This window comes from Thermoactinomyces sp. CICC 10522 (assembly GCF_016055075.1).
GTDB classification, from domain to species: Bacteria; Bacillota; Bacilli; order Thermoactinomycetales; family Thermoactinomycetaceae; genus Thermoactinomyces_A; species Thermoactinomyces_A daqus.
In genome coordinates, this window is the sequence record NZ_JAECVY010000002.1 from 132375 (window position 1) to 156906 (window position 24532).

Sequence of the window (24532 nt, forward strand, 5' to 3'; positions counted from 1 at the left end):
TACCCCTCCCTCCCGGACCTTACCTTGGACACTACTAATATATGAATGCACCTTCCCAATATGAGTCTTTATGAAAAAAAACAGGGTGAAAACCACCCTACACAGTCTCTTTTTCGTTAGTTGTCACGTTTTTCATGCGGGAGGGCACCTTTTTCGCACGAAACCCGGCGATTTTCACAGTGGCAGACAATCTGCCCAGCAAAAAAATCCCGGGGATTACCACGAGATGAAACCAAATACTTTGCAGCATCGATTTCACCCCTTTTCCAGTTCGGGAGAGAGCAAACCGGGCTTCTTCTCCACGTGACCTGGATCATGAAGCCCGTTCCCGTCTCTTCATTTTATGTAAGTACTTTTCCTTGTATGCTAGGAGGATTGCCGAACAAATACCGGTTCATTATTTCTCATCTTCATCACTGGTGAAAAAGCAGGAACATAGAATGAATCCTCCGCGATCCACAGGCGCAGATCCTGGTTTGCATCCGGTTTATTTTTCGACATTTGCCATTTTTGCATCACATCTGTCCGGTAATCGACATAAACTTTGCCCTGATCATCCATGATGAGCGGCAGTGTCGTGCTGGAATAGGGACTGGGAACCATCACCGGGCTGATGCCCAACTTTTCATAATCAATCGTAAAAAAGTGAGGAGAAATCTTTTGTCCCAGCGGCCACTTTTTGTACTTGGAATGATAGCCGGTCACATAGGGCTGAACTTTTTCCACTTCATCATTGACGCGCAGATCAAACAGCCGAACCGTCGGTTTCTTTTCCACATCGATCAGTACATAGATAAAAGGTCCTCCCTCTTCAAATGCCGACGGGGGGATCGCCGCCAAATACCCGCCCTGCAACTCCTGAAAATTCACTTTATATTTTGTTGTCAGTTTGTATTCATCCTCTGTATAACGATAAGGCAACCAGCGATGCTCCCGTTGATACGCCAATACTGCCGACTGGACAGTGGCAATCTGCTCCCCCAGTTTATCGAGCTGCTGTTGGCGCTCTTGCGGATACATACACCCGGAAAGCAAAAAAGTCATCATCAGCAGACTGATCCATTTTAGCCTGCGCAACAAAACGTCCACATCCATCTCCTCCTGCTTCTTGGATCACAAAAACATGCGAAGAACAAACAAGAGAGATACAAACAGCAATACAAAGGACACGGAATTCAAACTGACCCTGAGCCATTTTTTTGACGATGTCCTGGCGATGGCAATCAACAGATTGATCAGGACGAGCAGAAACAAAATGATCATCAGATCCAACGGGCATCCCTCCTTCTCATCTCCATCAGTATAGCAAATCCACAATCGCCTACCCAAGAGCCGGGACACCTGACTCAGTTCGGGGGCGTTATTCATGCATAGGATAAATGGACTAATGCCTGAATGGAGGAAGCCAAGTGAGCACGAAAATACCAAAAACCGCTTCCCGGAAAAAACCGAGCAGCATAAAGAAAGGAACCGGCTCAAAATTACCGGCGAAATCCCCGGGCACTCCGGGCAAAACAAAATCCTCTGCCACAACATCACCCTCTCTTTTATCCCAGCTTTCGTCCATCAACATCGCCAAAATATTGAACGGGTTTATGACCTTTCGCTCCACCATCAAGGAGTTGAATACATCGTTACAAAAGATGGAGAATATGATGGATTCAGCTTATCAGATCTTAGCGATGACTTCCCGGATGATGGCCCCCGGAAGAAGGGGAGGAGGCCGCTTCCCCCTGTTGCCGCCCTTCGGCAGGAATCCGGGCGCACCGACCGGCCGGCGGGGAATGTTACCACCGTTTAGAAGAAATCCCGATCCCCCTCCTGGGTGGCAGACAAATCAAAGCAGTCCTTTCCCGGCCGACCCTGATGAAAACATTCCCGTCATCCAGCCGCCATTTGATGAGAACCGGCGGTCACAGGAAGCGCCGGGAATCCCGTTTGCCCCTTTATTGCAAAACATGAGTATCGGGCAGATCATGAATATCATTCGTTCGCCCCTTTTCCAAAAAATGATGTCCAACTTGTTTCGGTCAAAAAAATAAAGGTAATGCCTCGTTTTGGGCATTACCTTTATTTTTGGCAAATGGGAACCGCCGGAACGTTTGCTCAGGGACGTCCTGGCTGCTCCCGAAAATCCGTTAAGAAACCCCCGCCCTTTCAGGCGGAGGAAAGGCTGGGTCATTATCCTTTACTTAAGCCACAACTGATTCCCCTGTCCTTGTTTTCAGTGCTCAAGTTTATGGATAATGATTGAAGCTATTATAGAGTATGAAGCTGACAAACGGCTTGCAACAGGCAAAAAAGCCCAAACGCTACCAACCTTGCACGATCTCTTCCAACTCTTTTGTCCGTCCCCGCCCCATCAGCTCTTTCACCGCCAATGCCGGTTCCTTTCCGGCAAACAGAACCTCATATAACTGTGCCGCGATCGGCATCTCCACATCATAGCGCCGGGCCAGAGCATGAGCAGCCTTGGTGGTTTTGATGCCCTCAACGACCATCCCCATCTCGGCCAAAACTTCCGGCAATTTTTTTCCCTGGCTGATTTTATGGCCGGCCCGCCAGTTACGGCTGTGCCTGCTTGTACAAGTCACAACCAAATCGCCGACGCCTGCCAATCCGACAAACGTGATCGGCTTCGCTCCCATCGCGGACCCCAGGCGGGCGATTTCCGCCAATCCCCGGGTCATCAGCGCTGCTTTGGCATTATCCCCAAAACCCAAACCATCCACCAGACCCGAAGCCAGAGCAATAATATTTTTGAGCGCCCCGCCAACCTCAACCCCGATCACATCGGGATTGGTGTAGACGCGAAAATACCGGTTCATAAACATCATCTGCACTTGCTCCGCCGTTTCTTGGCCGGGAGAGGCGACCACAACGGTCGTCGGGCACTTTTTGATCACTTCCTCCGCATGACTGGGCCCGGACAAAACCGTGATCCGCTCCGCAAATGATTCCCCCAGCTCTTCCAGCAAAACCTCCGACATCCGTTTCCAAGTATCGATCTCAAATCCTTTGACGGCATGAACAACCAAGGCGCCGGGAGCGATCAATCCGCCAACCTCGCGGGCAATCTCCCTCATGGAATGGGAAGGAACAACAAAAACGACCACTTCTTTGCCGGAAAGCGCTTCTGCGAGCGAAGAAGTAGCCGTAAGCTCAGCAGGCAGCTTGATTCCGGGCAGATATTTTTCATTGGTATGCTTCAGGGTGATCTCCGCCGCCAGCTCTTCCCGCCGGGCCCACAGCTCCACCTGATGGCCGTTATCCGCCAACACTTTTGCCAAAACGGTTCCCCAACTGCCAGCTCCAAGTACCGCGATTTTCCGTTTCATTTGTTTCTCCCTCATTTTAAATCTTCCGTTCCTGCCCTTTGATCAAGTTGACAATATTTTGCCGGTGCCGCCAGACGGCCATGGCGGTAATCAGCAACGTGAGCAGCGTCAATGAATAAGGAAAGTGAAGCACAAGCATCACAAGCGGGATCATCACGGTAAAAATGAGCGATCCCAAAGATACATAACGGGTAATGACAATGAACAAAATGGCGAGAACACCTGCGATCAAAGCAGCATAGAAAACGAGCAATACGGTGACCCCCACCGTAGTGGCAATCCCTTTCCCGCCGCGAAACCGCAAGAACACGGGCCAGTTGTGTCCGATAATCGCGGCGATCCCGCATACCATCATCAAGATCTGATTCTGGTGGTCAGCCAAATAGCCCGTCCCAACCGCAGCCATTCCTTTTAAGGCATCGAGCAGAAACACCGCTGCTGCGGGCCCTTTCCCCAAAACCCTGAGCGTGTTGGTCGCCCCGGCGTTTCCGCTGCCGTACTCGCGAATATCGACTCCCTTCAACAATTTCGTCAGAATAAAGCTAAAGCTGATTGAACCGAGTAAGTAAGAGATAAGAACGGGAATCAACCATGACAATGAAAACACGAAAAACCTCTCCCCATTTCATTTTGCTTTCTGCTTACGATTTGTTTTTCTTTCTCATGATGATTCGAAGCGGTGTTCCCTGAAACGGAAATGCCTGGCGCAATTGGTTTTCCAAAAAACGCAAATAACTGAAATGCGACAGCTCCGGATCATTGACGAACAACACAAACGCCGGGGGTTTTACCGCCACTTGCGTCACATATTGCACACGAAAACGGCGCCCTTTTTCCGAAGGGGGCGGCGTGGTGACCATCGCATCCTGAATAACCTGATTCAAAACCGATGTCGGCACACGCATCGCATGCTGTTCCGCCACTTCGGAAACCATCGGCAAAATCTGATGTACCCGTTTTTTGGTCTTGGCGGAAACAAAGAGAATCGGGGCATAGTGCATAAACTGAAATTCATCGCGAATCTTGCGCTTAAAGCGATCCATTGTTTTTTCGTCCTTTTCCACCGCGTCCCATTTGTTTATCACAAAAACCGACGCTTTTCCCGCTTCATGCGCATAGCCGGCGATCCGTTTATCCTGTTCGGCAATCCCCCGCTCCCCGTCGATGACAATCAGGCAAACATCTGAGCGCTCAATCGCTTTCATCGCTCTTAAGACACTGTATTTTTCGACCGATTCATACACCTTTCCGCGTTTGCGGATGCCCGCCGTGTCAATCAAAACATAGGATTGGCCCTCAAATTCAAACGGTGTGTCCACCGCATCGCGCGTGGTGCCGGCAACCGGGCTGACGATCACCCGTTCTTCCCCGAGCAGGGCGTTGACCAAAGAAGATTTCCCGGCATTGGGCCGCCCGATCAGACAGACACGGATGGTATCCTCATCATACTCTTCTTCACTTGGTTCCGGAAAATGCCGGACGACTTCATCCAACAGATCCCCGGTCCCCGTCCCGTGAATGGACGATACGGCAATCACATGCTCAAAGCCCAATTGGTAAAATTCATATACATTGTCGGCGTATTTGATGTCATCGATCTTGTTGGCCATCACGATTACCGGTTTGTTGGTGCGATGCAACATGCGGGCGACTTCTTCATCCGTCCCTGTAATCCCCTGCCGGCCGTCGACGACAAACACAATCACATCGGCTTCTTCAATTGCCAATTCCGCCTGGTTGCGAATGTGATCCATCATTTCATCCTGTTCGCCGAATTCCAATCCACCGGTATCAATCAGGTGAAACTCCCGGCCGTTCCATTCGCTCCGCGAATAAATGCGATCTCTGGTGATCCCCGGCTGATCCTCTACAATCGCGATCCGTTCACCTGCCAATCGATTGAAGATGGTTGATTTCCCCACATTGGGTCTTCCGACAATCGCTACAACTGGTAGACTCATACATAATCCTCGCTTTTTAACCAATATTTCAAGTAATAGAGTAAAGTCATACCTAATCTTATCCATAAATGTTCGCTGAGGCAACCGTCAACGCTTTCTGATCCCCGGAAAACCTCCTTCCCTGATCCACCGCACAAGGGAAGGAATTGGCTCGAGCAGCAGAACAAAGATCGTCAAAGCCAACCAAAACGCGTCCAAAAAAGCCTCTTCCCCGATGACAACGGGACTTAACGCTTCCCTGTGAAAATAGAGCACAATCAAATGCAAGGAAAGGAAGGTGAACGCCAGATAAAACATTTTCTCTCCCAGAACATTGGAAACGGCTAAGGCCCCCAATGGAATCACCGTTGATGTGACTGTGCGAAAGAGAGAATCAGACCAATCCCCGCTCATTCTGAACATTTCATGCCAAATAAACAGAATCGAGCTCGTGCAGATGGAGAAACTGACCAAGCTCAGCAGACGATTCGGGGAAATTTGTTTTAACAATATAAAAAAGAGAAGAAATAAAGAAAAGATTCCCGGATGAATAAAAAGGGCCGGATCCATGCTCAGGGGAAGTCGGATGGCAAACCAGAAAGAAAGCGCCAAAAAAATGAAAAGATCGCGCTTGCCGAGGGATAATTCCTGTTCCAAACCCGGCAACCAACCTGTACAAACGAGAATCGACAAGACGGCCAGGCATAAAAGTGCCAATATCCCGGCTTCCACTTTCTTCCCCCTTTCTGTCCGAATGATTTTTTATAGTTTCCCCTTGCCTTCAGCCGTTTTTGCAAATGGTGGAGGAGTAAAATATTGGGACAGAAACTTTCATGTTCCGTTCTCCCGATCTGGAGCGATGGATGTGAAGTCGTGCAGTCTACTGAAAATTGCGAAAGTCCTGGCGCCACACCCGAACAGCAACCAACATCACTGCAAAAAAGGACAGAGAAAAGGCTCTTCTCCGCCTTATCCTCTGTCCGTTGCAAAGAATTTCCGATTATTTCAATTTGCGAAGCTCGGGATAAACATCGCCCAAGGTTACATTGAGACCGGAGGATTGAAGATTCTCGAATTGCTCAGCCTCTTCGCGTAACTCTTCCGGTTCAACTTCCTTCATGCTCAGGCTGATCCGTTTTTGTTCGGGCTGCATGTCGAGCACTTTCACTTGCACTTCTTGACCTTCTTCCAGCACTTCAGCCGGAGTGGCCACATGGCGCCGGGAGATTTGCGATACGTGAACCAGACCTTCCACACCCGGATATACCTCAACAAATGCGCCGAAAGATGCGAGGCGTTTCACTTTCCCGGTTACGACATCGCCGATTTGAATATGTTTTTGCACCTGCTCCCACGGACCTTCCTGCGTTTCTTTGATGCTCAGGCTGATCCGTTCCTGCTCGCGGTTTACTTTCAGTACTTTCACTTTTACCCGGTCGCCTTCTTTGAGCACATCCGCCGGATGTTCCACTCGATGCCAAGCCAGTTCGGAAACGTGAACCAGTCCGTCAACGCCGCCAATATCCACAAATGCACCAAAATCGGTCAAGCGCTGAACCGTTCCCTCCAGCACTTGCCCTTCTTCCAGCGAGGCAAGCGTTTCCTCTTTTTTACGGTTCAACTCATCTTCCAAAACCGCTTTGTGGGAGAGGATCAGCTTATTTTTCTCCGGATCGATTTCAATCACTTTCAGAGTGAGTTCCCTGCCTTTGTAATCCGTAAAATCTTCGACGAAATGGCGTTCAACATGGGAAGCCGGGATAAATCCGCGCACACCCACATCGACGACCAGACCGCCTTTGACGATGTCCGCCACGGTTGCTGTCAGTGTTTCGCCTGTTTCATATTTGCGTTGCAGTTCGCTCCAGGCAGCCTCAGCGTCGACCGCTTTTTTGGAGACGATCAGTTTGTCTTCGTCTTCGCGGATGCGCAGCACTTTCACTTCCACTTCGTCACCGACGCTTAAAACGTCAGACACCTGATCAACATGCAAGCTGGACAGTTCGGAAATGGGCAATACAGCTTCAAACTTGTATCCCACATCAACCAGAGCCTGATTGTTTTCCACTTGGACGACTTTCCCTTTCAATACATCGCCCACTTGCAAAGTGGTAACTTCCGTTAATTCAGATTTCATTTCTTCGGTCATAAACGAGCCCCTCCTCAATCTCCAAACAATCTAAAATCCTTTATGATATAAGATCAGAGTGAAAAAGGTTCATGATTGTTCCTTTTTCTGATGATCTAATTACCGATGTTGATCAATCATTTGTTTAATCTCATTCATGATGCGATCAGTAAGTGCAGCAGCTTCTTTCATCCCGATTTTCTCCCGGGCCGGGGAAGTCACTTCAATTGGCTGTCCAAATATGATCCTCACGGGTCGAAATAAGCGATAAGGCCCGATAATCGCTGCCGGAACGACAGGTGCTCCTGCTCTGAGGGCAATCAGGGCCGCACCGGTATGCGCTCTACCAAGCTTTCCGTCCCTTGATCTGGTTCCTTCAGGAAAAATCCCCAGCACCTTCTCTTCCTGCAAGAGACGAAGCGCCTGTTTAAGAGCTTGCAGGTCCCCGCTGCCCCGCTTGACCGGAAATGCGCCCAGCACTCGGATCAACATAGAGAAGAGGGGAATGCGAAACAATTCCTGTTTGGCCATGAAATGGATTCTCCGATCCATGGCAGCTCCCAACAGCGGTGGATCAAGATTGCTTATGTGGTTGGCACAAATAACCACAGGCCCTTCTTTGGGAATATGATGAACTCCTTCCACTTTCCAACGATAGAAAAAGGAAAAGAAGCTGCGAACCGCTATACGCAATGAAGCATATAACATTATCTTACTCCCTGTTGCTCAATTTGTTACGACAAAGTTGCAGAATGTTTTCAACAATTTCCGCAATACTGCGATGGGTCGTATCGAGGAGCAGCGCATCATCCGCCTGTTTCAAGGGGGCATGCTCCCGTGTACGGTCTTGGTCATCGCGCTCGCGTATCTCTTTTTTCAACTGCTCAAGATCTGCAGGCAATCCTTTGGCTTTCATCTCGTTATAGCGTCTCTTTGCCCGCTCTTCGATGGAAGCCGTAAGGAAAATTTTCAAGTCGGCGTGCGGCAACACGTTTGTGCCGATGTCACGTCCGTCCATCACTACATTTTGTTTTTCGGCAATCTCCCTCTGTTTATTCACCAGCACCCTTCGTACCCCTAACATGCGGGCAATGGTGGAGGCCGCAGCCGAAATTTCCGGTGTCCGGATTTCATGGGAAAGATACTGCCCATTTATGGAAATTCCTTTTGGATGAAGGGTAAACGTGAGCGATTCCGCCAACCGGGTGACGGATTCTTCATCCTGCAACGGGATATTATCCCGAAGCGCTTTCCATGCCAGTGCCCGGTACATCGCTCCAGTATCGATGTAGACGAGCCCCAAACGTTTGGCTACCTGACGAGCCACTGTGCTTTTTCCGGCGCCAGCCGGTCCGTCGATTGCTACCAAAAAACGTTTCATAAAGCCCGTAAGTCCTTCCTAAAACGGGATAAAAAATGGCGAGAGCAGGCCGTGCCTGCTCGATTGGGTTTACTTTATTCGATTCCATCGATCTCAAGTACAATCCCTATCGAAAAACTCGACCCTGTTTTTCAGCCAATCTCGCGCTATGTATTCCTTTTTTACACGGAGATATAGGAAATTAGAACTAGCCCTGTATCTCAAGAGCAAGGAAAACCTGTTTAAAGAATAACATAATTTTGTCACAGTTGCAATGAAAACAATTAAATGAGCCGATTTTATTATATCGGCCCACTTAAAAGTTTAAATTTGATCCGCGTCGGCCTTTTCAATGCGATCGACCATCTCTTCGCTTCCGTCCAACGCATTGATGAAGATGCGGTATTGAATTTGATCAATTTGCCCCAAAAATTCGTAGCACAAAACCTCTTGTCCCTTGTCATTGTAAATAAGAGCGAGATTGCTTTTTCTCACTTTCAAATGGGAGTTTAATTTTTTCTTCGCCTCCGCTTTGGTCAGTTTCGGCTTTATTTCAGGACGTTTGATCTTGTTGAAAACATATTGTTCAGCTTGCAATCCCATGATTTCCCCATTGTCCAACGCCACTTTTACCACCAGGGTTTCCGGATAAATGTAAACCCCGTTTTCCCGGTGAACAAAATTGAAGGACACAATATTCCCCGTTTCATCATGAGAAATCGGAACCATATGAACATAACCGATGCGGTTCAGGAAGTTTTGGGCATGGCGAAGTGCCTGCTTCATGCTTAGATTCTGCCGTTTTACCGGGCGGTCGTAGATCATCCAGACCATGTGGCCGCCTTTGGCTGTCAGTTCGGTATGAACATCTGTATTTTTTGCACCTCTGTAGAAAACGCTGTAACTCTCATAATCCCCGTTCTTGTTCAGGGTAACGGAAATCCCTTTGGTTGAGTGTTTTCCAAAGGCTCTGGCCACGATCTGTTTCGCCTGTTGCGGGGTAATTTTGGCACCGGAAATATTTTTGGCCCGTTGCCGCTCATGCGCCTCCATGTTGCTGACGCTCGGTCCCCAGTCGACCTCCGGAAATTCTTTCACTTTCTGGTTTACCAATTTAAAACCGTCGATAATGGTGTTATCCATTTTTTTGTCTTCTGTGGCAACCGCCAATTCGACATCCATCCAGCGCAGGTTTTTGTCAAGAACCTTTTCTTGAACCGTTGCCAAATCGTCCCGCACCTGTTTGGACTGATTATACAAGGTATGCAATGTTTTCCACTCTTTGTCGTTTAAGGGGTGTTTGTTCAGATCACGAATCCCGACACTGTACGCAAACCGGCCGACGCGGGACAAGAACTTTTCCGCCTGATCAAACGGCATCAGAGTAAGCGGCAATTGACCGATATCGCTCTGTGCGTCATATGCCAGACGCCAGACGTTGGTCATCGAATTGGAAACCTGTTTTTGGGTGTTGAGCGCCAATGATTTGCCCAACTCCCCCTGCAACTTGTCCATATGGTTGTTCAGGTCATGAAACGCTCTTTGATACGTATTTTCCGCTTTGATGAGGATGGAGTTTTTATCCTGATGTTCCTGATACCCCCATGCCGCTACGGCTACGAAGGCAATTAATGTAATAGGGAAAAGAATGGCCGCCACCCTGCGGTACATGGCAACACGCCTCCTTATTCACAAAAAATGTGTTTTCCAATCTTCAGTTTCTGCGGTCTGGACCAAATCCATTTCGATGTGGCCGTGGCCGGATTAAAATAGTAAATGCAACCACCGGTCGGATCCCATCCATTGATCGCGTCCATCACCGCTTTTCGTGCTGTTTCATTCGGCTCCAGCCAAACTTGCCCGTCGCTTACAGCGGTAAATGCCCCCGGTTGGTATACAACCCCCGCTACCGTATGGGGAAATTTTTCACTTTCCATCCGATTTAAAATAACAGCTGCGATTGCGACTTGACCGATATAAGGCTCTCCGCGCGCCTCACCGTAAACCGCGCGCGACAGCAAGTCAATTTCATTTTTGGAAAAGCCGCCGCTGCTATTTCCCGCATTTGCCGCTTTCACAAAATCGCCCCCGCTTCCGCTGACGAAAACAACCACCAGGAAAAGGGCCGTCATAACTCCTCTCTTTATCCAATTTCTCACTGTCATTTCCTCCGTCTTTCGTATTCTTTTGCTAGTTTGAGCGGGGAAAACACAGATTATGCAAAAAGAAAAGCCCGGGTCGGTTGACCCCGGCAGCCGAGACTGACTTTCCTCAAGGGAGATAAGGTTCTTTATGGATTTCAAAATCTCCGGTATTGTCGCACAGGCAACGCTTAAATCCCGTCTCAAGTTTTCCTTTGCGCATCCGTCCTTTTAAGATAAAATGCTCTCCACACTGGTTACAATGAATATTGACAACGTATTTTTCATTGTCATTCATCCGCTTTTCCCCCTTTCCCTCTTTTCGTATTATTGACAGCGAATGCCCTGTCCCATACGATAGAGGCGGGTTTACTATGAAGCAAGAAAGGTTGGCGCAACAGATGAAGAAAATCATCGTTCTCACAACGGGAGGAACGATTGCAATGTCGCAAAGTGACGAATCCGAAGGTGTCAAACCGCAGGATCCGAAAGCGCTGCAAAAAACGCTTCCCTTCCTTAACCAATTTGCCGATGTGGAAATGGAACACCTGTTCAACCTGCCCAGTCCGCATATCACCCCGCACGAAATGTATGTCCTCGCCAAACGGGTTCAATCGCTGCTCCAACACGATGCTGACGGAGTGGTCGTCACTCACGGCACCGATACCCTTGAAGAGACGGCATACTTTTTGAACCTGGTCATCTCAAACGATAAGCCTGTCGTCATTACGGGAGCCATGCGCAGCCAAAATGAACTGGGGGCCGACGGTCCCTATAACCTGGTAAATTCAGTCCGCGTCGCCGCAGAGGAAGAGGCGAAAGGCTTTGGCACCCTTGTCGTCTTCAATGATGAGATCCATTCGGCCAAGACGGTGACCAAAACTCATACTAGCAATGTCGCCACATTTCAATCTCCCGGGCTGGGGCCGGCAGGATTGATTACAAAAAGGAACATCCTCTTTCATCGCGAACTGACGCGCGAAAAAATCTTGCCCCTCTGCTCCCCAAAAGCGAAAGTGGCATTGATCAAGGCCGCAGCCGGAATGGATGACACCATGATCCGTTGGGCCGTGGACAGCGGCTATCAGGGGATCGTCATTGAAGCGCTTGGCCAAGGAAACCTGCCGCCCGCCATGCTTCCGGGAATAGAGCAGGCCTTGGAGAAACAGATTCCGATCGTCCTCGTCTCCCGCTGCTATCATGGCTATGTACAGGATACGTATGATTACATTGGCGGCGGCCGGCAATTAAAGCAGATGGGCCTGATCTTCGCCAACGGGCTGAACGGCCCGAAAGCCCGCATAAAACTGATGCTGGCACTTGAAGTAACCAATGATCGCACCGAATTGGAAACTTACTTCAAAATATGATTTATCCCTACAAAAAGAGAAACTGCACCTACCCGCGGCAGATGCAGTTTCTCCCGAGCCTTGATTCCGTGAAAATATGTTGGTGGTCGGTCATCAGCGTTTTCCGGCTTTTCTTGCAAGGTGCTTAAAGACACATCCCCGGATTGTCCCGGCCATTCAGGAACGCTTTCTGCGCAAGTCCCTAGCAATCATTCGCCCATGGTGGCGGCCGTTTTCGATAAAGATTTTGGTCGAGTCATGGCCGGTTGCCACCACGCCAGCCAGATACAGACCGGGAATCGTGGTCTCCATCGCTTCCGTTAAATAAGGAACACCGGTATCCTCATCAATTTTTCCGCCCAGGCGCCGAACCGGTTCAAGGTTGGGGCGATAACCGGTCATGGCAAACACGGTATCCGCGGGGATCTCAATTTGCTTTTCGTTCTGCTCGATGACCACGCTGTTCGGTTTGATCTCTTTCACTTCAGAACCCCAGTACATCTTGACCCTTCCTTTTTCAATCGCTGCTTCAATCACGGGTTTTACCCATGCTTTGACACTTGGGCTGAATTGTTCTCTTCGGTAAACCATGGTCACGTTTGCCCCGACATGATGAAGATCAAGCGCCACATCGATGGCCGAGTTGCGCCCGCCGATGACGACAACGTTCTGATCGGCATAGGGATGGGCATCATGGAAATAATGATGGACATGGTCTGATTCTTCCCCGGGTATATTCATAAGATGGGGATTGTCATAATATCCTGTTGCCAACACAACCGCCGGCACTTCATAAACCCGCTTTTCATCCCTTTTTGCCGTAACCACCCGGAACCCGGAGTCCGTCCGGTCCATTTGCACCACTTTTTCATAAGTATGGACGTTCAGCTCATGCACCCGGCAAACGGTGCGAAAATAGGCGAGCGCTTCCTGCCGGGTCGGTTTTTCATTGATCGTAATAAAAGGAATGCCACCGATCTCCAATTTATCAGCCGAACTGAAAAAAGTCATGGATAAAGGATAATGATAAATGGAATTCACCAAACAACCTTTTTCAATAATCAGTGGCTCGAAACCCTCTTTTTTTAGCTCAATCGCAGCAGAAATGCCACAAGGCCCTGCTCCTACAATAATCACATCTGTCAATCCAGCCACCTCCTGCGATACAAAAGAAGAACACCCGGAAAAAACAGGGTGTCCTTCTCACACTGCTTCTTATTATACTATACCCAGCCACGAAAGCGAGATGCTTCTGCCATTTTTCGCACGCCGACCATATACGCGGCCAGACGCATATCCACTTTCCGGTTGTTGGCTGTATTGTAGACGTTTTCGAAAGCCCTTACCATAATGTCTTCCAATTTTTGTTCAACTTCTTCTTCAGACCAATAATAACCCTGGTTGTTTTGTACCCACTCAAAGTAAGATACAGTCACACCGCCGGCACTTGCCAATACATCCGGAACAAGCAAAATGCCCCGTTCGTACAAAATTTTGGTGGCTTCGAGAGTCGTCGGACCGTTGGCGGCTTCCACGACAATGTCCGCTTTGATACGATGGGCGTTTTTGGCTGTAATCTGGTTTTCCACAGCAGCAGGCACCAGAATATCACAGTCAAGTTCCAACAGCTCTTGGTTTGAAATCGTATCCTTAAACAATTTGGTTACCGTACCGAATGAATCGCGACGATCCAATAAATAATCGATATCAAGTCCGTCGGGATCGTGAAGGGCACCGTATGCATCGGAAATGCCGATCACCTTCGCCCCCGCATCATGCATAAATTTGGCCAGGAAACTTCCGGCATTGCCAAAACCCTGAATCACGACGCGGGCTCCTTTGATGTTTAAACCACGTTTTTTCGCAGCTTCGCGGATCATGAGCGTCACGCCCTTGGCAGTCGCCGTTTCACGCCCGCGGGATCCGCCCAGCACAAGCGGTTTGCCCGTAATAAACCCCGGAGAATCAAACTCGCGGATACGGCTGTATTCGTCCATCATCCACGCCATGATTTGCGAATTGGTAAAGACATCGGGTGCCGGGATATCTTTGGTCGGCCCTACGAGCTGGCTGATTGCACGGACATACCCGCGTGAAAGGCGCTCCAGTTCGCGAAAGGACATTTTGCGCGGGTCACAGATAATGCCTCCTTTTCCGCCGCCATAAGGCAGATCGACAATCCCCGCTTTTAAACTCATCCAGATTGATAACGCTTTCACTTCGGATTCTGTTACATCCGGGTGGAAACGCACTCCTCCCTTGGTCGGGCCAACAGCGTCATTGTGTTGAGCGCGATAACCTGTAAATACGGTAACCGTTCCATCATCCATCCGGACGGGAATTCGTACCGTTAACACACGCAATGGCTCTTTCAAAAGTTCGTAAACCGATTCAGGATATCCTAATTTTTCCAACGCCTCTTTAATCACCGTTTGAGTTGAAACAAGGACATCCAGATTTTCCTGTTCATCCGGTTGATGACCTGTTGCAACTGACTGTTGTTCCATCCTGACCACCTCAGAAAAATTACTACTAAGCCTGTTAAACATTTATCAGTATACAATAATCCTCAAAATATCTAAACTCTTTTCTGTAAAAGTTTGCTGGTCGGATCGTGTATTCCACTTCCCTTCCCACGTTCCCCGTGGTCGGTCAGACGGACACCACTCCCCTCCCGATTTTGCTTAAGTCCACACCGAAATTTCGCCGGACTAGTCACGAATGATACCTGCTACTTTCTCCACAGCGAGAAATATGAGAAAATAAGTCCGGGTTCCCAAACCGCTCGATCGTTTCCCAAGGAGGAAGTATGGAAATGTCAGAAAAAAACATTCTTTATTGTTTTGCTCACCCCGATGATGAAACCTTTACCTGCGGAGGAACGATTGCTCGTTTCCACTCCCTGGGGGCAAAGCAAACACTGTACTGCGCAACCCACGGCGACGCCGGAAAAACGGGAAATCCTCCTGTTTGCAGCAAAGAAGAACTGGGTCACGTGCGAACTCAGGAACTGCAAGAAGCGGCGCAAATCTTAGGAATCGACAACCTGATCCTGCGTGATTTCGGAGACGGTCGGCTGAAAGATCAGCCCTTTTCACGGTTGGTTGAGGATATACGATCGGTACTCGAACAGATTCGACCGGAACTCGTGATTACCTTTCCACCGTCCGGCATCTCCGGCCATCAAGATCACAAAGTGATTCAAAAAGCCACACTCGCCGCTGTTGAGCAAATATCATTCCCTACCAAACTTTACTATATTGTCATTCCGGAATCAATTGCTAAGTTGCATGCAAGAGCGGTTCATACAGTTCCGGATGCATATGTATCCAGGAAAATTGACGTTACTGCTTATCGCGACAAAATCGCCCAGGCGCTCAAAGCCCATAAAACACAACATCTTTCCGTCGAGCGCGCCTTTCCCGGCGTCCTGGAAGGTGACTGGACCCGGTTGCGCTCCGAAGAATATTATCAATTAGTTATACAAAAATAAATTTTTTTATTCACCTGCAAGCATGATGAATGAATAGGAAAACGCACCCTGTTTTGGGTGCGTTTTTTATCTCATCCAAAATATCGAATGATTTGGTTAATCGCATCTTGATCGCACACGGTTTTACCATACTCGATCAGCAGGGGTTCTGTTACGGTAGAAGGCTCGCCAAATTCGGAAAGGATCGCCACCAGGGTTTGGAGATCATCGATTTCCAAATCACGGCCAAACACCAAATAGTATCTGTTCTGATATGCGTACAGACGTCCGCCCTGCTTCACGAGAGAACTCATGCGCATCGCAGCCTGAATGACGTCTTCGAAGTCGGCAAAACGGAAGATGATATCTTCTGTCTCTTCCATGGTTACTTCGAGTTCATACAGTTCTTCATCATGTTCAAAATCATCCTCCGCTTTCGATGTACGCCCACGGGTGACTACCACTACCATTCCCTGTGCGGGTAAGGCAAATACTTCCACCGCGACCGGACCGGCCACTTCAAAGCCCAATTCCTGATAGGCATGTTCCATCATGTCATTGAACAACTCGTGAACTTTGGGGATATCACGCCACATATCTTCCCTCTCAATCCCACGGTCAGCGAGATCATCCAAGGTCAAGAAGAAGCGAATTTTATCTCCCCCAAGACGCTCGACACGCATGGCCTACCCTCCCTCGCTGGAGACCTCCCAATACTAAGATATGTGAAAAATAAACGCTCTGTTACGAGGTCAAGTCTCCTATTTTTCTTTATGAATATCATACACAAAGAAGCGGGTACTTGCATAGTCCAAGCATGGCAAACAGCATATCATGATGCCGGGGCCACGCACAAGATCCGTTTTCATTCAATTCATTTGCTTGAATGAAAATCTCCCCGCATTCCATGTCAATATTTTACTGATGCTTGGCCACTCCCGCAAGAGGCATCAACTTTCCGGGAAAGTCAAGCAGCACTCTGCTCCCGTGATCGCCGCATTGATCCTGATTTGCCTGGAAGAAAACGAAGGAAAAAATGATCATGCGTTCATGTCCTCAGGGTATGCATCCATTCTCTTGACTTTCGGTTCTGTGGATGGTTTGCTCCTTGCAATTCTAACCAAATCATTCTAAAATGGGGATGTTGGAAGTGGACTTAGCTCATTCGGAATATTCATGGGAGGAGAATTATTCTTATGCGCACTTGGGTAGACAAAGATACTTGCATTGCATGTGGAGCTTGCGGTGCAACTGCTCCGGATGTCTATGATTATGATGAAGATGGAATCGCATATGTAATTCTTGATGATAACACAGGAACGGCCGATGTCCCTGAAGACCTGTGGGACGATGTCCGCGATGCGCAAGAAGGTTGCCCGACTGACTCCATTAAAGTTGAAGAGTAAAAAGCACGGAAGAGTAACCATGGCCTAAAAGCTGCTCAGTTCCCTGAGTGGCTTTTTCGCTTTTGTCGCAAAAGAAAGCGAGCTTCCTCCCTCCCCGAGCCCGCCCTCCTTTGTCACAAAAGAAACCGCACTATCCTTGACGCAGATCCCCTTCTTCCAAATACAAACTCACTTCCGCCAATCCGCCATCCACATTGACGACATCGGCAAAGCCATGATCTGACAAAAAACGGACGACATGCAGGCTGCGAATCCCATGTGCGCACATCACGTATATTTTTTGCTCCGGATCCAGTTCATGAATGCGCTCGGAAATGGATCCCATTGGGATAAACTTGCAGTTCTCCAACCGGGCCATCCTCCATTCTTCCGGCTCGCGGACATCAATCACTTCATCGGGATGAAGGGCTCCGCTTTTGTACTTTCGGGCAAATTCTTCCGCAGAAATATGGGATGGATTTTGGTTAGCCATTACTCATTCTCACCTTTTTTTCCTTCATTTTAACACAATCCGTCCCCCCGGCACTTTCCGGAGTCATTTTATTTGCGTCTTCGCCTAAAACCGACTACAATGGGGGTTAGGTAATTTTTATCCCTTAAAGGATACATAGTTAGGAGGATGTGGAATGGCAAACAACCTCGTAGTTGATGCATTCATCGAAATTCCCACAGGAAGCCAAAACAAATATGAATTTGACAAGGAAAAAGGGGTATTCCGCCTCGATCGCGTTCTTTATTCCCCGATGCATTATCCGACCGAATACGGTTATCTGGAAAACACCCTTGCCGAAGACGGAGATCCGTTGGACATTCTGGTACTCACCACGTTCCCCACTTTCCCGGGCTGCGCGATCTCCAGCCGTGTCATCGGGGTATTGCTCATGTCCGATGACAAAGGTCCGGACGAGAAATTGCTGGCCGTTCCGGAGGATGATCCACGCTTTAACGGAGTGAACAGCCTCGATGACGTGCCGCCCCACATTCTGAGCGAAATCGAGCATTTCTTTAAAGTGTACAAAGACCTGGAAAAAAAAGAAACCAACATCGTTGGTTGGAGAGATGCCGATTTTGCGGCCAAACTGTATGCCGAGTGCCAAAACCGCTATCAGCAAAACAAATAAAAAAACAAGAAAACCCTGGCTTCGCCTCCACGGAAGTCAGGGTTTTTTTGCATGCAGTTCAATGAGTCCCAGCTGTCTTGACAATTCATAATGAAGACTCTGCAATCCATCCGCAAACCGGACCATGATTTTTCGTCCGGGAGCAACTCCTTCCAATCTCGCCACCTCGGTGACGACTCCTTCACCGAATTTGATATGATTCACCCTCATTCCCTGTGCGACCTCTTCATGGCTGAAGCGAAGTTGCGGCTGCTCCCTGCTCCTTTGCCGCCATGCCGCCGCTTCCGGCAGCCGTTTGGGTTGCAGCACCGGATCGCGATCTGATTCCTCCCCGCCGGCAAAGCCCATTTCCTTTAGAAAAGGGGAGATTCCACTCCGTTTTCCCTGCCTCGTCTTGCTGGCGGACAGATACAATTCTTTCCGGGCCCTGGTGATGCCGACGTAAAAAAGGCGGCGTTCCTCCTCCCAGGCTGCGTTTTTCCGCTGTTCCGGAACCTGGAGACTCCGGTAATGAGGAAGAACCATGGCGTGCAAACCGATCAGAAAGACCCGGTCAAATTCCAACCCCTTGGAACGGTGAAACGTCATCAGCTTCACTTTGGCCTGCTCATCCGGTATTTTCAGGCGGGCTTCCACTTTTTTTGCATGCTCCATCAATGCTTGTCCGTCGGAAAACGGCTCGGCGGCGAGCAAGAGCTCATCTGCCGGCTCCATCAAACTGGTGAGATCCGAACCGGTCTCCTGCGCAAAAGCTTTTAAGTATCGATCATACCCGATCGTTTCACGGATGGCGCGAATCGCTGCCGCAGCGGACATGTTTTTCAGCGAAAACACATGTTCACGCATCTCCTTGAAATAACGGATCTGGTACGGCTCCAAACCCGGCAGATGCGGCAACGCCTCCAGCAACGACAAATTCCGCTTGCGCGCCAAATTCCACAGAGCATCCAGCCATTCTTCGCCGAACAGGTATCGCTTCGGTTTGTTGATGATTCGCGCCAATGCATCGAGATCATTCGGGTCGGAAGCCAATTTCAAATAGGCAAACATATCCTGCACCTGAAAGCGGCGGTAAAAAGAGTATGAACCATCATTCACAAAAAAAGGGATATTCCGGCGAACCAACTCATCGATAATCGCTCTTGCCTGTGTCAGGGTGCGGAACAGGATGGCCGATTCCTTTCCATCGCGCAAACAGAGAAGAATGCGCCGGGCTTCATCGTTTTCATCCTCCGGCTCCCACCAGTTGATGCGGGTTCCCGTTTTTCCCGTCCCGATTCGCGTTTTGGGTTGCCGCAAACGGTTTTTCCTGATCAGTCGCTCGCTGAGCCCAATAATCTCCTCTGTTGAACGATAATTGACCGTAAGGATAATTCGCCTCGCTTCCGGAAAATCCTCACTGATCTTCAACATAAACCGGGGATCGCTTCCCCGAAATCCGTAAATGGCCTGGTCATCATCCCCGACGGCAAAAAGGCAGCGGTGCCCGGCAGCCAGCTGGATGAGAACGTCGTATTGCACACGATTGATGTCTTGAAATTCATCCACCAGAAGATGGCGAAAGCGATTTTGCCAGTAGTCCCTGAAACCGGGGCGCTTCAACCGGCTGTAAACGGCGAGCAGAATATCGTCGTAATCCCATACCCCCTCTGCTTGCTTCCTCTCTTCATAAGCGGAAAAAACATCGCGAAATAAAACATTTTTCTGCTTTTGCACCTTTAATTGCCCCGGCAATATCGCGTTCCCTTTGCAAAGGCCGATCTGATTGAGATATGTACCAATGGTCTCTTCATCCGCAGGCTGCTCCTTCTGCCCCAAAATCTCCCGAATCCATCCCGCTTGTTCCTTCGCGCCAAGCAATGGCGGCGGAAACTCCCCGCTCTCCCGCAACATACGGAAAAAAAGCGAGTGAAAAGTCCCGATGTACATCTCTTTACTCTGTCCGGGCGCAATCTGCTCCAATCTCGCTTTCATCTCCCGCGCGGCTGCACGGGTAAATGTGACCACCATCAATTGGTTTGCTGAATTCCCCTGTTCCAGCAAATACAAAATCCTGCGCGTCAATACCGTGGTTTTTCCGCTCCCGGGCCCGGCAAAAACGGCAACCGGCCCTTCCGGAGCCGTAACCGCCCGGCATTGCTCTTCGTTAAGCCCGCTTAAAATCATCTCTTTCACTGTCGCATTCATCATTGCAACAAATCCCTCCTTTCCCTCAGGTGTTCCGTTCCGTTTTTTCAATTGAAGGCAACCTATATCTTAACACAAAATTTTCAACCGGTGGCCCCTCTGCAAGGAAGCGAATCTTGCCCTTCTTTTTCAAAATTTCAGGTTGACACAAATACATTACCGTGCTAAATTAATTATCAAATTTCAGAGTAGAAAAACGATGATGGAGCCAAACATCACGGAAAACTTCCCAGAGAGCCGATGGTTGCTGCGAATCGGCAAGTTTTCGGATGTGGAGCACTCCGGAGCGGCTGGTTGAATTTGAAGTAGGCTGGCACGGCAGACCCGTTATCCATGAGTCCTGATCCTGGACTTGCCAAGGTTGTCGGTGTGAACCGGCAACAAATGAGGGTGGCACCACGAACCTCTCGTCCCTCCGATCCATTGGGATTGGTATGGGCGTGAGGTTCTTTTTATTTTGATCTCATTGAAGGGGGTAAGAATCATGTCCTTTTCCGACAAATTCCATTTGCGCATTCCCGGCCCGACACCGGTTCCGGCGCGTGTGATGCAGGCGATGCAAAAACCGATGATCGGTCATCGAAGCGGTGAAGCTTCTTCACTCTATTTGGAATGCTCTGCCAAATTAAAACTGGTTTTCGGCACCAAGACTGATCCTCTTCTCCTCAGCAGCAGCGGAACCGGCGCTTTGGAAGCCGCCGTTGTGAATACCGTCTCACCGGGAGAAGAAGCGGTTGTCGTGGTGACCGGCGCTTTCGGAGACCGGTTTGCCAAAATCGTGCAAAAGTATGGAATTGCCTTGCACCGCTTGGATCTGCCTTGGGGGAAAGCCTGCGATCCGGATCTGTTGGCCTCGTTCCTCCGGCAACATCCTGCGGCCAAAGCTGTCTTTTTCACCTATTGCGAAACATCTACCGGCGTCTTAAATCCGGTCCGGGAGTTGGCCCAATCCGTTCGTGAACACTCTGATGCGCTGGTGATTGCCGACGGTGTCAGCTGCCTCGGCGCCGTTCCCTGCAAGATGGACGAATGGGGCATCGATATCATGGTCACCGGTTCGCAAAAAGCACTGATGCTCCCGCCCGGCCTCGCCTTTGCGGCAGTCAGCCAACGCGCATGGAAACAGATTGAACAAAATCCGACCCCGCGCTTTTATTTGGATCTGCTCGCCTACCGTAAGAATTTGGAAAAAGAAACTACTCCCTATACGCCGGCGCTTTCCCTTCTCTACGGTTTGGCAGAGGCTCTTGCCATGCTGGAAGAAGAGGGATTGCCCCGGGTCTTTGCCCGCCACGAGCGATTGAAAACCATGACCCGGGCGGGAATCAAAGCCCTCGGTCTTGAACTGATGACCTCCGATGCCGACGCTTCTCCCACCGTCACATCCGTTTACGGCGGCCGTGAGAAGTGGGAAGCAGAAACGCTCCGAAAAGAATTGCGGGCACTCGGGGTCGGCGTCGCCGGCGGACAACAGCATCTTAAGGGAAAAATCTTTCGCATCGGCCACATGGGATATTGTGATGAACTGGATATCTTGACCGTGCTGTCAGCTCTGGAGATCGCCCTCATCAAAACAGGCGTCCCGGTTGAGCTCGGCAGCGGTGTAAAAGCGGCACAAGAGGTGATGCTTCATGTATAAAGTTTTGATAACGGATCCGCTCAGCGAACAGGGAATTTATCAACTGCTGGAAGCAGAAGATGTGGAAGTGAAAAGAAAACCGGGTCTGACCGGTGAAGAACTGTTTTCTGCCATCGAAACCGCTGATGCCTTATTGGTGCGAAGCCAAACCAAAGTGACGGCAGAGCTGATCGAAAAAGCAAGCAGGTTGAAAGTGATCGCCCGTGCAGGGGTCGGTGTCGATAATATCGACGTTCCGGCTGCCACCAAAAAGGGGATTATCGTCGTCAATGCCCCCGACGGCAACACCATCTCCACAGCCGAACACACCTTTGCCATGCTGATTGCCTTGGCGCGCAATATCCCGCAGGCTTATCGCTCTGTGATCAGCGGAGAATGGAACCGGAAAAATTTTGTCGGCGTGGAACTGAACCAAAAAACGTTAAGCATCATCGGACTGGGCCGGATCGGCACAGAACTGGCCAAACGGGCCAAAGCGTTCCGCATGAATGTCGTCGCCTTCGATCCTTATCTGTCAGACGAGCGCGCCGCCAAAATCGGGGTAAAAAAAGCTACATTTGAAGAAGCGATTGCAGCGGGGGATTTCATTACGGTGCACACCCCTCTGACCAAGGAAACCCGGCATTTGATCAATAAAGAAACCTTCTCTCTGATGAAGGACGGCGTTCGCATCCTTAACTGTGCACGCGGAGGAATCATCGACGAAGAAGCGCTTTACGACGCCATTCAATCGGGGAAAGTGGCCGGAGCGGCGCTGGATGTATTTGAAAACGAACCACCGGGTGAGCACCCTCTCTTTTCCCTTCCGCAAGTGATTGCGACTCCCCACCTGGGAGCATCCACTCTGGAAGCACAAGAAAACGTGGCGGTAGACGTGTGCGAGGAAGTTTTGCATATCCTGCGCGGCGAACCGTTTAAAAATGCGGTGAATCTTCCTTCCATCCCGGCCGAACTGCAACAAAAGCTGGCGCCGTACCAGGAATTGGCCGAAAAACTCGGCAAATTTATTTCCCAAGTGGCCAGCGGGGCATTGACGAAAATTACGGTTACATATTCCGGAGAAGTGGCCGAATTGGAAGTGGCCCCCCTTACCCGTACCATTTTAAAAGGGGTTCTGTCACACCACTTAACCGATGTAAACTACGTCAATGCACCTCACCTGGCCAAACAGCGCGGCATTCAAGTCGTCGAGCAAAAAACGGCAAACACCCACGGCTTTACCCAATTGATCAAAGTGGAAGTAGTGACGGCAACGGATATTCGCAGCGTTGCGGGTACCCTGCTGAACGGCTTCGGGTCGCGAATCACCAAGATCGACGACTATCCGGTTGATGTGACACCGCAGGGTCACCTGGTCTATGTCCAGCATCGTGATCAGCCCGGGGCAATCGGCCGTGTCGGCACACTCCTCGGCAGCCATGATATCAACATTGCCACCATGCAGGTGGGACGTCAGGCGATCGGCGGCCAGGCAATCATGGTCTTGCGAATTGATAAACCACTGCCCCAATCGCTGATTGCATCTCTTCAGGAATTAAAAGAAATTCAGTCTCTGATCGAAATTGATCTATAATATAAGTGTAAAAGCAGGGGAACCCCGTTCCTCTGCTTCTTCCTGTGCGGAAAGCTTCCGTCTTTCCCGCACAACCTGTATGAAAAATCGAAAGCGCACCAGCAGGAACGCGAGAAAGCAGGGGGCATCACGCTCAACCTGCAAAGCACTTTCACAGATAAAAGGAGGGTATCCATTTGAGCAGTTTAAGTGGAAAAGTCGCAATTGTAACCGGAGCGAGCAAAGGGTTGGGCAGGGCGATTGCCACACGTCTGGCCCGAGGCGGAGCTCTGGTTGTCGCCGCTGCGCGCAGCAAGGAAAAACTGGAGCAACTTCAACAAGAAGAGTCGCAGAAAATCGTCTCCTTTCCATGTGACGTGACCCGGGCGACAGAGGTCAAAGCATTGATCGATTTTACCCGAGAACGCTTTGGACGCCTGGACATTTTGGTCAACAACGCCGGCATCGGCCGCTTCGGCAAAGTGGAAGATCTATCGGAAGACGATTGGGATCAAATGATGGCCGTCAATCTGAAGGGAGCCTTTCTGGCTTGTAAATATGCCATCCCCCATTTAAAGGAAACTGAAGGCCATATCGTTAATATTTCCAGTATTGCCGGAACGGAGAGCTTTGCGGGCGGGGCTGGATATTGCGCTTCCAAATTCGGGTTGATGGCACTGTCCGATGCACTCACCTTGGAACTAAAGCCGCACCAGGTAAAGGTATCCACAGTATGTCCCGGATCCATCAAAACGGAGTTCGGCCGCCACAAAGATTATGCGCTTGAAGCCGAACAAGTGGCTGAAACGGTTTGGACGATCGTTTCCGCTCCAAAAGGGGTGATCATCAATCAGGTGAGAATGAGACCCCTTGTTCCACGCGAATACCAGAAATAAAAA

25 protein-coding genes, 1 pseudogene and 1 other annotated feature are annotated in these 24532 nt (G+C 49.7%); of the genes and pseudogenes, 8 read left to right on the forward strand and 18 right to left on the reverse strand.

Annotated elements, in window-relative coordinates:
• Positions 1–97 precede the first annotated feature (97 nt).
• The 3 genes from I8U18_RS04100 to I8U18_RS04110 form a co-directional block, all read right to left on the reverse strand.
• Positions 98–250 carry a hypothetical protein gene (locus I8U18_RS04100; RefSeq protein WP_160173867.1) on the reverse strand — a complete coding sequence of 51 codons (153 nt, stop codon included), beginning with the start codon at positions 248–250 and terminating at the stop codon, positions 98–100.
• A 116-nt stretch (positions 251–366) separates the two neighbouring features.
• The gene (locus tag I8U18_RS04105; protein WP_033101437.1) at positions 367–1089 is read right to left on the reverse strand and encodes a hypothetical protein; all 723 of its coding nucleotides are present in this window, start codon (positions 1087–1089) and stop codon (positions 367–369) included.
• A gap of 24 nt (positions 1090–1113) precedes the next feature.
• Positions 1114–1272 (reverse strand): hypothetical protein, encoded by a 159-nt coding sequence (locus tag I8U18_RS04110; protein WP_160173868.1) that lies wholly within the window; start codon positions 1270–1272, stop codon positions 1114–1116.
• 137 nt (positions 1273–1409) lie between these two features.
• Between I8U18_RS04110 and I8U18_RS04115 the strand changes: the two genes are divergently transcribed.
• Positions 1410–2042, forward strand: a complete 633-nt coding sequence (locus I8U18_RS04115; RefSeq protein WP_198064503.1) for a hypothetical protein — start codon at positions 1410–1412, stop codon at positions 2040–2042.
• Positions 2043–2312: 270 nt separating this feature from the next.
• Here I8U18_RS04115 and I8U18_RS04120 read toward each other — a convergent pair whose 3' ends face one another.
• From I8U18_RS04120 to I8U18_RS04165, 10 genes and pseudogenes are all read right to left on the reverse strand, one after another.
• The gene (locus I8U18_RS04120; protein ID WP_033101488.1) at positions 2313–3338 is read right to left on the reverse strand and encodes an NAD(P)H-dependent glycerol-3-phosphate dehydrogenase; all 1026 of its coding nucleotides are present in this window, start codon (positions 3336–3338) and stop codon (positions 2313–2315) included.
• A gap of 16 nt (positions 3339–3354) precedes the next feature.
• Positions 3355–3945 carry a glycerol-3-phosphate 1-O-acyltransferase PlsY gene (plsY, locus tag I8U18_RS04125; protein WP_081943908.1) on the reverse strand — a complete coding sequence of 197 codons (591 nt, stop codon included), beginning with the start codon at positions 3943–3945 and terminating at the stop codon, positions 3355–3357.
• 34 nt (positions 3946–3979) lie between these two features.
• The gene (gene der / locus I8U18_RS04130; protein ID WP_033101440.1) at positions 3980–5299 is read right to left on the reverse strand and encodes a ribosome biogenesis GTPase Der; all 1320 of its coding nucleotides are present in this window, start codon (positions 5297–5299) and stop codon (positions 3980–3982) included.
• 87 nt (positions 5300–5386) lie between these two features.
• Positions 5387–6010, reverse strand: coding sequence for a hypothetical protein (locus tag I8U18_RS04135; RefSeq protein WP_033101441.1), 624 nt, complete (start codon positions 6008–6010; stop codon positions 5387–5389).
• A 268-nt stretch (positions 6011–6278) separates the two neighbouring features.
• Positions 6279–7427 (reverse strand): 30S ribosomal protein S1, encoded by a 1149-nt coding sequence (gene rpsA, locus I8U18_RS04140; RefSeq protein ID WP_033101442.1) that lies wholly within the window; start codon positions 7425–7427, stop codon positions 6279–6281.
• 99 nt (positions 7428–7526) lie between these two features.
• The gene (locus I8U18_RS04145; protein ID WP_052154285.1) at positions 7527–8114 is read right to left on the reverse strand and encodes a lysophospholipid acyltransferase family protein; all 588 of its coding nucleotides are present in this window, start codon (positions 8112–8114) and stop codon (positions 7527–7529) included.
• 4 nt (positions 8115–8118) lie between these two features.
• Positions 8119–8787: a (d)CMP kinase gene (gene cmk / locus I8U18_RS04150; protein WP_033101443.1), complete on the reverse strand. Its 669-nt coding sequence runs from the start codon at positions 8785–8787 to the stop codon at positions 8119–8121.
• 303 nt (positions 8788–9090) lie between these two features.
• Positions 9091–10437 carry a germination protein YpeB gene (gene ypeB / locus I8U18_RS04155; RefSeq protein ID WP_198064504.1) on the reverse strand — a complete coding sequence of 449 codons (1347 nt, stop codon included), beginning with the start codon at positions 10435–10437 and terminating at the stop codon, positions 9091–9093.
• A gap of 14 nt (positions 10438–10451) precedes the next feature.
• Positions 10452–10856 (reverse strand): annotated as a pseudogene (locus tag I8U18_RS04160) (cell wall hydrolase); the annotation flags it as partial.
• A gap of 181 nt (positions 10857–11037) precedes the next feature.
• Entirely contained in the window at positions 11038–11205 is a 168-nt protein-coding gene (locus tag I8U18_RS04165; protein WP_181735418.1) for a hypothetical protein, read from the reverse strand.
• A gap of 76 nt (positions 11206–11281) precedes the next feature.
• Here I8U18_RS04165 and I8U18_RS04170 point away from each other — a divergent pair, with 76 nt between their 5' ends.
• On the forward strand, positions 11282–12277 hold the full coding sequence (locus I8U18_RS04170) for an asparaginase (protein ID WP_304650700.1): 996 nt from the start codon (positions 11282–11284) through the stop codon (positions 12275–12277).
• A gap of 156 nt (positions 12278–12433) precedes the next feature.
• Here the strand turns inward: I8U18_RS04170 and I8U18_RS04175 are convergent, their stop codons facing one another.
• Both I8U18_RS04175 and I8U18_RS04180 read right to left on the reverse strand, forming a co-directional pair.
• On the reverse strand, positions 12434–13393 hold the full coding sequence (locus I8U18_RS04175; protein WP_309485173.1) for a YpdA family putative bacillithiol disulfide reductase: 960 nt from the start codon (positions 13391–13393) through the stop codon (positions 12434–12436).
• Between the two features lie 86 nt (positions 13394–13479).
• Positions 13480–14763, reverse strand: coding sequence for a Glu/Leu/Phe/Val family dehydrogenase (locus I8U18_RS04180; protein WP_198064505.1), 1284 nt, complete (start codon positions 14761–14763; stop codon positions 13480–13482).
• 308 nt (positions 14764–15071) lie between these two features.
• Between I8U18_RS04180 and I8U18_RS04185 the strand changes: the two genes are divergently transcribed.
• A complete protein-coding gene (locus tag I8U18_RS04185; RefSeq protein ID WP_198054944.1) occupies positions 15072–15749 on the forward strand; it encodes a PIG-L deacetylase family protein in 678 nt (225 codons plus the stop codon).
• Between the two features lie 71 nt (positions 15750–15820).
• Here I8U18_RS04185 and I8U18_RS04190 read toward each other — a convergent pair whose 3' ends face one another.
• Positions 15821–16411 carry a genetic competence negative regulator gene (locus I8U18_RS04190; RefSeq protein WP_198054945.1) on the reverse strand — a complete coding sequence of 197 codons (591 nt, stop codon included), beginning with the start codon at positions 16409–16411 and terminating at the stop codon, positions 15821–15823.
• A gap of 513 nt (positions 16412–16924) precedes the next feature.
• On the opposite strand from I8U18_RS04190, the gene I8U18_RS04195 reads away from it, so the two are divergent.
• Positions 16925–17134: a ferredoxin gene (locus I8U18_RS04195; RefSeq protein ID WP_033101450.1), complete on the forward strand. Its 210-nt coding sequence runs from the start codon at positions 16925–16927 to the stop codon at positions 17132–17134.
• Positions 17135–17264: 130 nt separating this feature from the next.
• On the opposite strand, the gene I8U18_RS04200 is transcribed toward I8U18_RS04195, so the two are convergent.
• On the reverse strand, positions 17265–17606 hold the full coding sequence (locus I8U18_RS04200) for a rhodanese-like domain-containing protein (RefSeq protein WP_198054946.1): 342 nt from the start codon (positions 17604–17606) through the stop codon (positions 17265–17267).
• Positions 17607–17760: 154 nt separating this feature from the next.
• On the opposite strand from I8U18_RS04200, the gene I8U18_RS04205 reads away from it, so the two are divergent.
• Positions 17761–18255, forward strand: coding sequence for an inorganic diphosphatase (locus I8U18_RS04205; protein WP_198064506.1), 495 nt, complete (start codon positions 17761–17763; stop codon positions 18253–18255).
• A gap of 36 nt (positions 18256–18291) precedes the next feature.
• Here I8U18_RS04205 and I8U18_RS04210 read toward each other — a convergent pair whose 3' ends face one another.
• Positions 18292–20445 carry an ATP-dependent helicase gene (locus I8U18_RS04210; protein ID WP_198054947.1) on the reverse strand — a complete coding sequence of 718 codons (2154 nt, stop codon included), beginning with the start codon at positions 20443–20445 and terminating at the stop codon, positions 18292–18294.
• A 187-nt stretch (positions 20446–20632) separates the two neighbouring features.
• Positions 20633–20860: a binding site (T-box leader), on the forward strand.
• 66 nt (positions 20861–20926) lie between these two features.
• Here I8U18_RS04210 and I8U18_RS04215 point away from each other — a divergent pair.
• From I8U18_RS04215 to I8U18_RS04225, 3 genes are all read left to right on the forward strand, one after another.
• A complete protein-coding gene (locus I8U18_RS04215; RefSeq protein WP_198064507.1) occupies positions 20927–22081 on the forward strand; it encodes a pyridoxal-phosphate-dependent aminotransferase family protein in 1155 nt (384 codons plus the stop codon).
• Positions 22074–23654, forward strand: coding sequence for a phosphoglycerate dehydrogenase (gene serA, locus I8U18_RS04220; RefSeq protein WP_198064508.1), 1581 nt, complete (start codon positions 22074–22076; stop codon positions 23652–23654). Before I8U18_RS04215 ends, serA begins: the two co-directional genes overlap by 8 nt.
• Positions 23655–23830: 176 nt before the next feature.
• Positions 23831–24529, forward strand: a complete 699-nt coding sequence (locus I8U18_RS04225) for an SDR family oxidoreductase (protein WP_033101455.1) — start codon at positions 23831–23833, stop codon at positions 24527–24529.
• Positions 24530–24532: the final 3 nt, after the last annotated feature.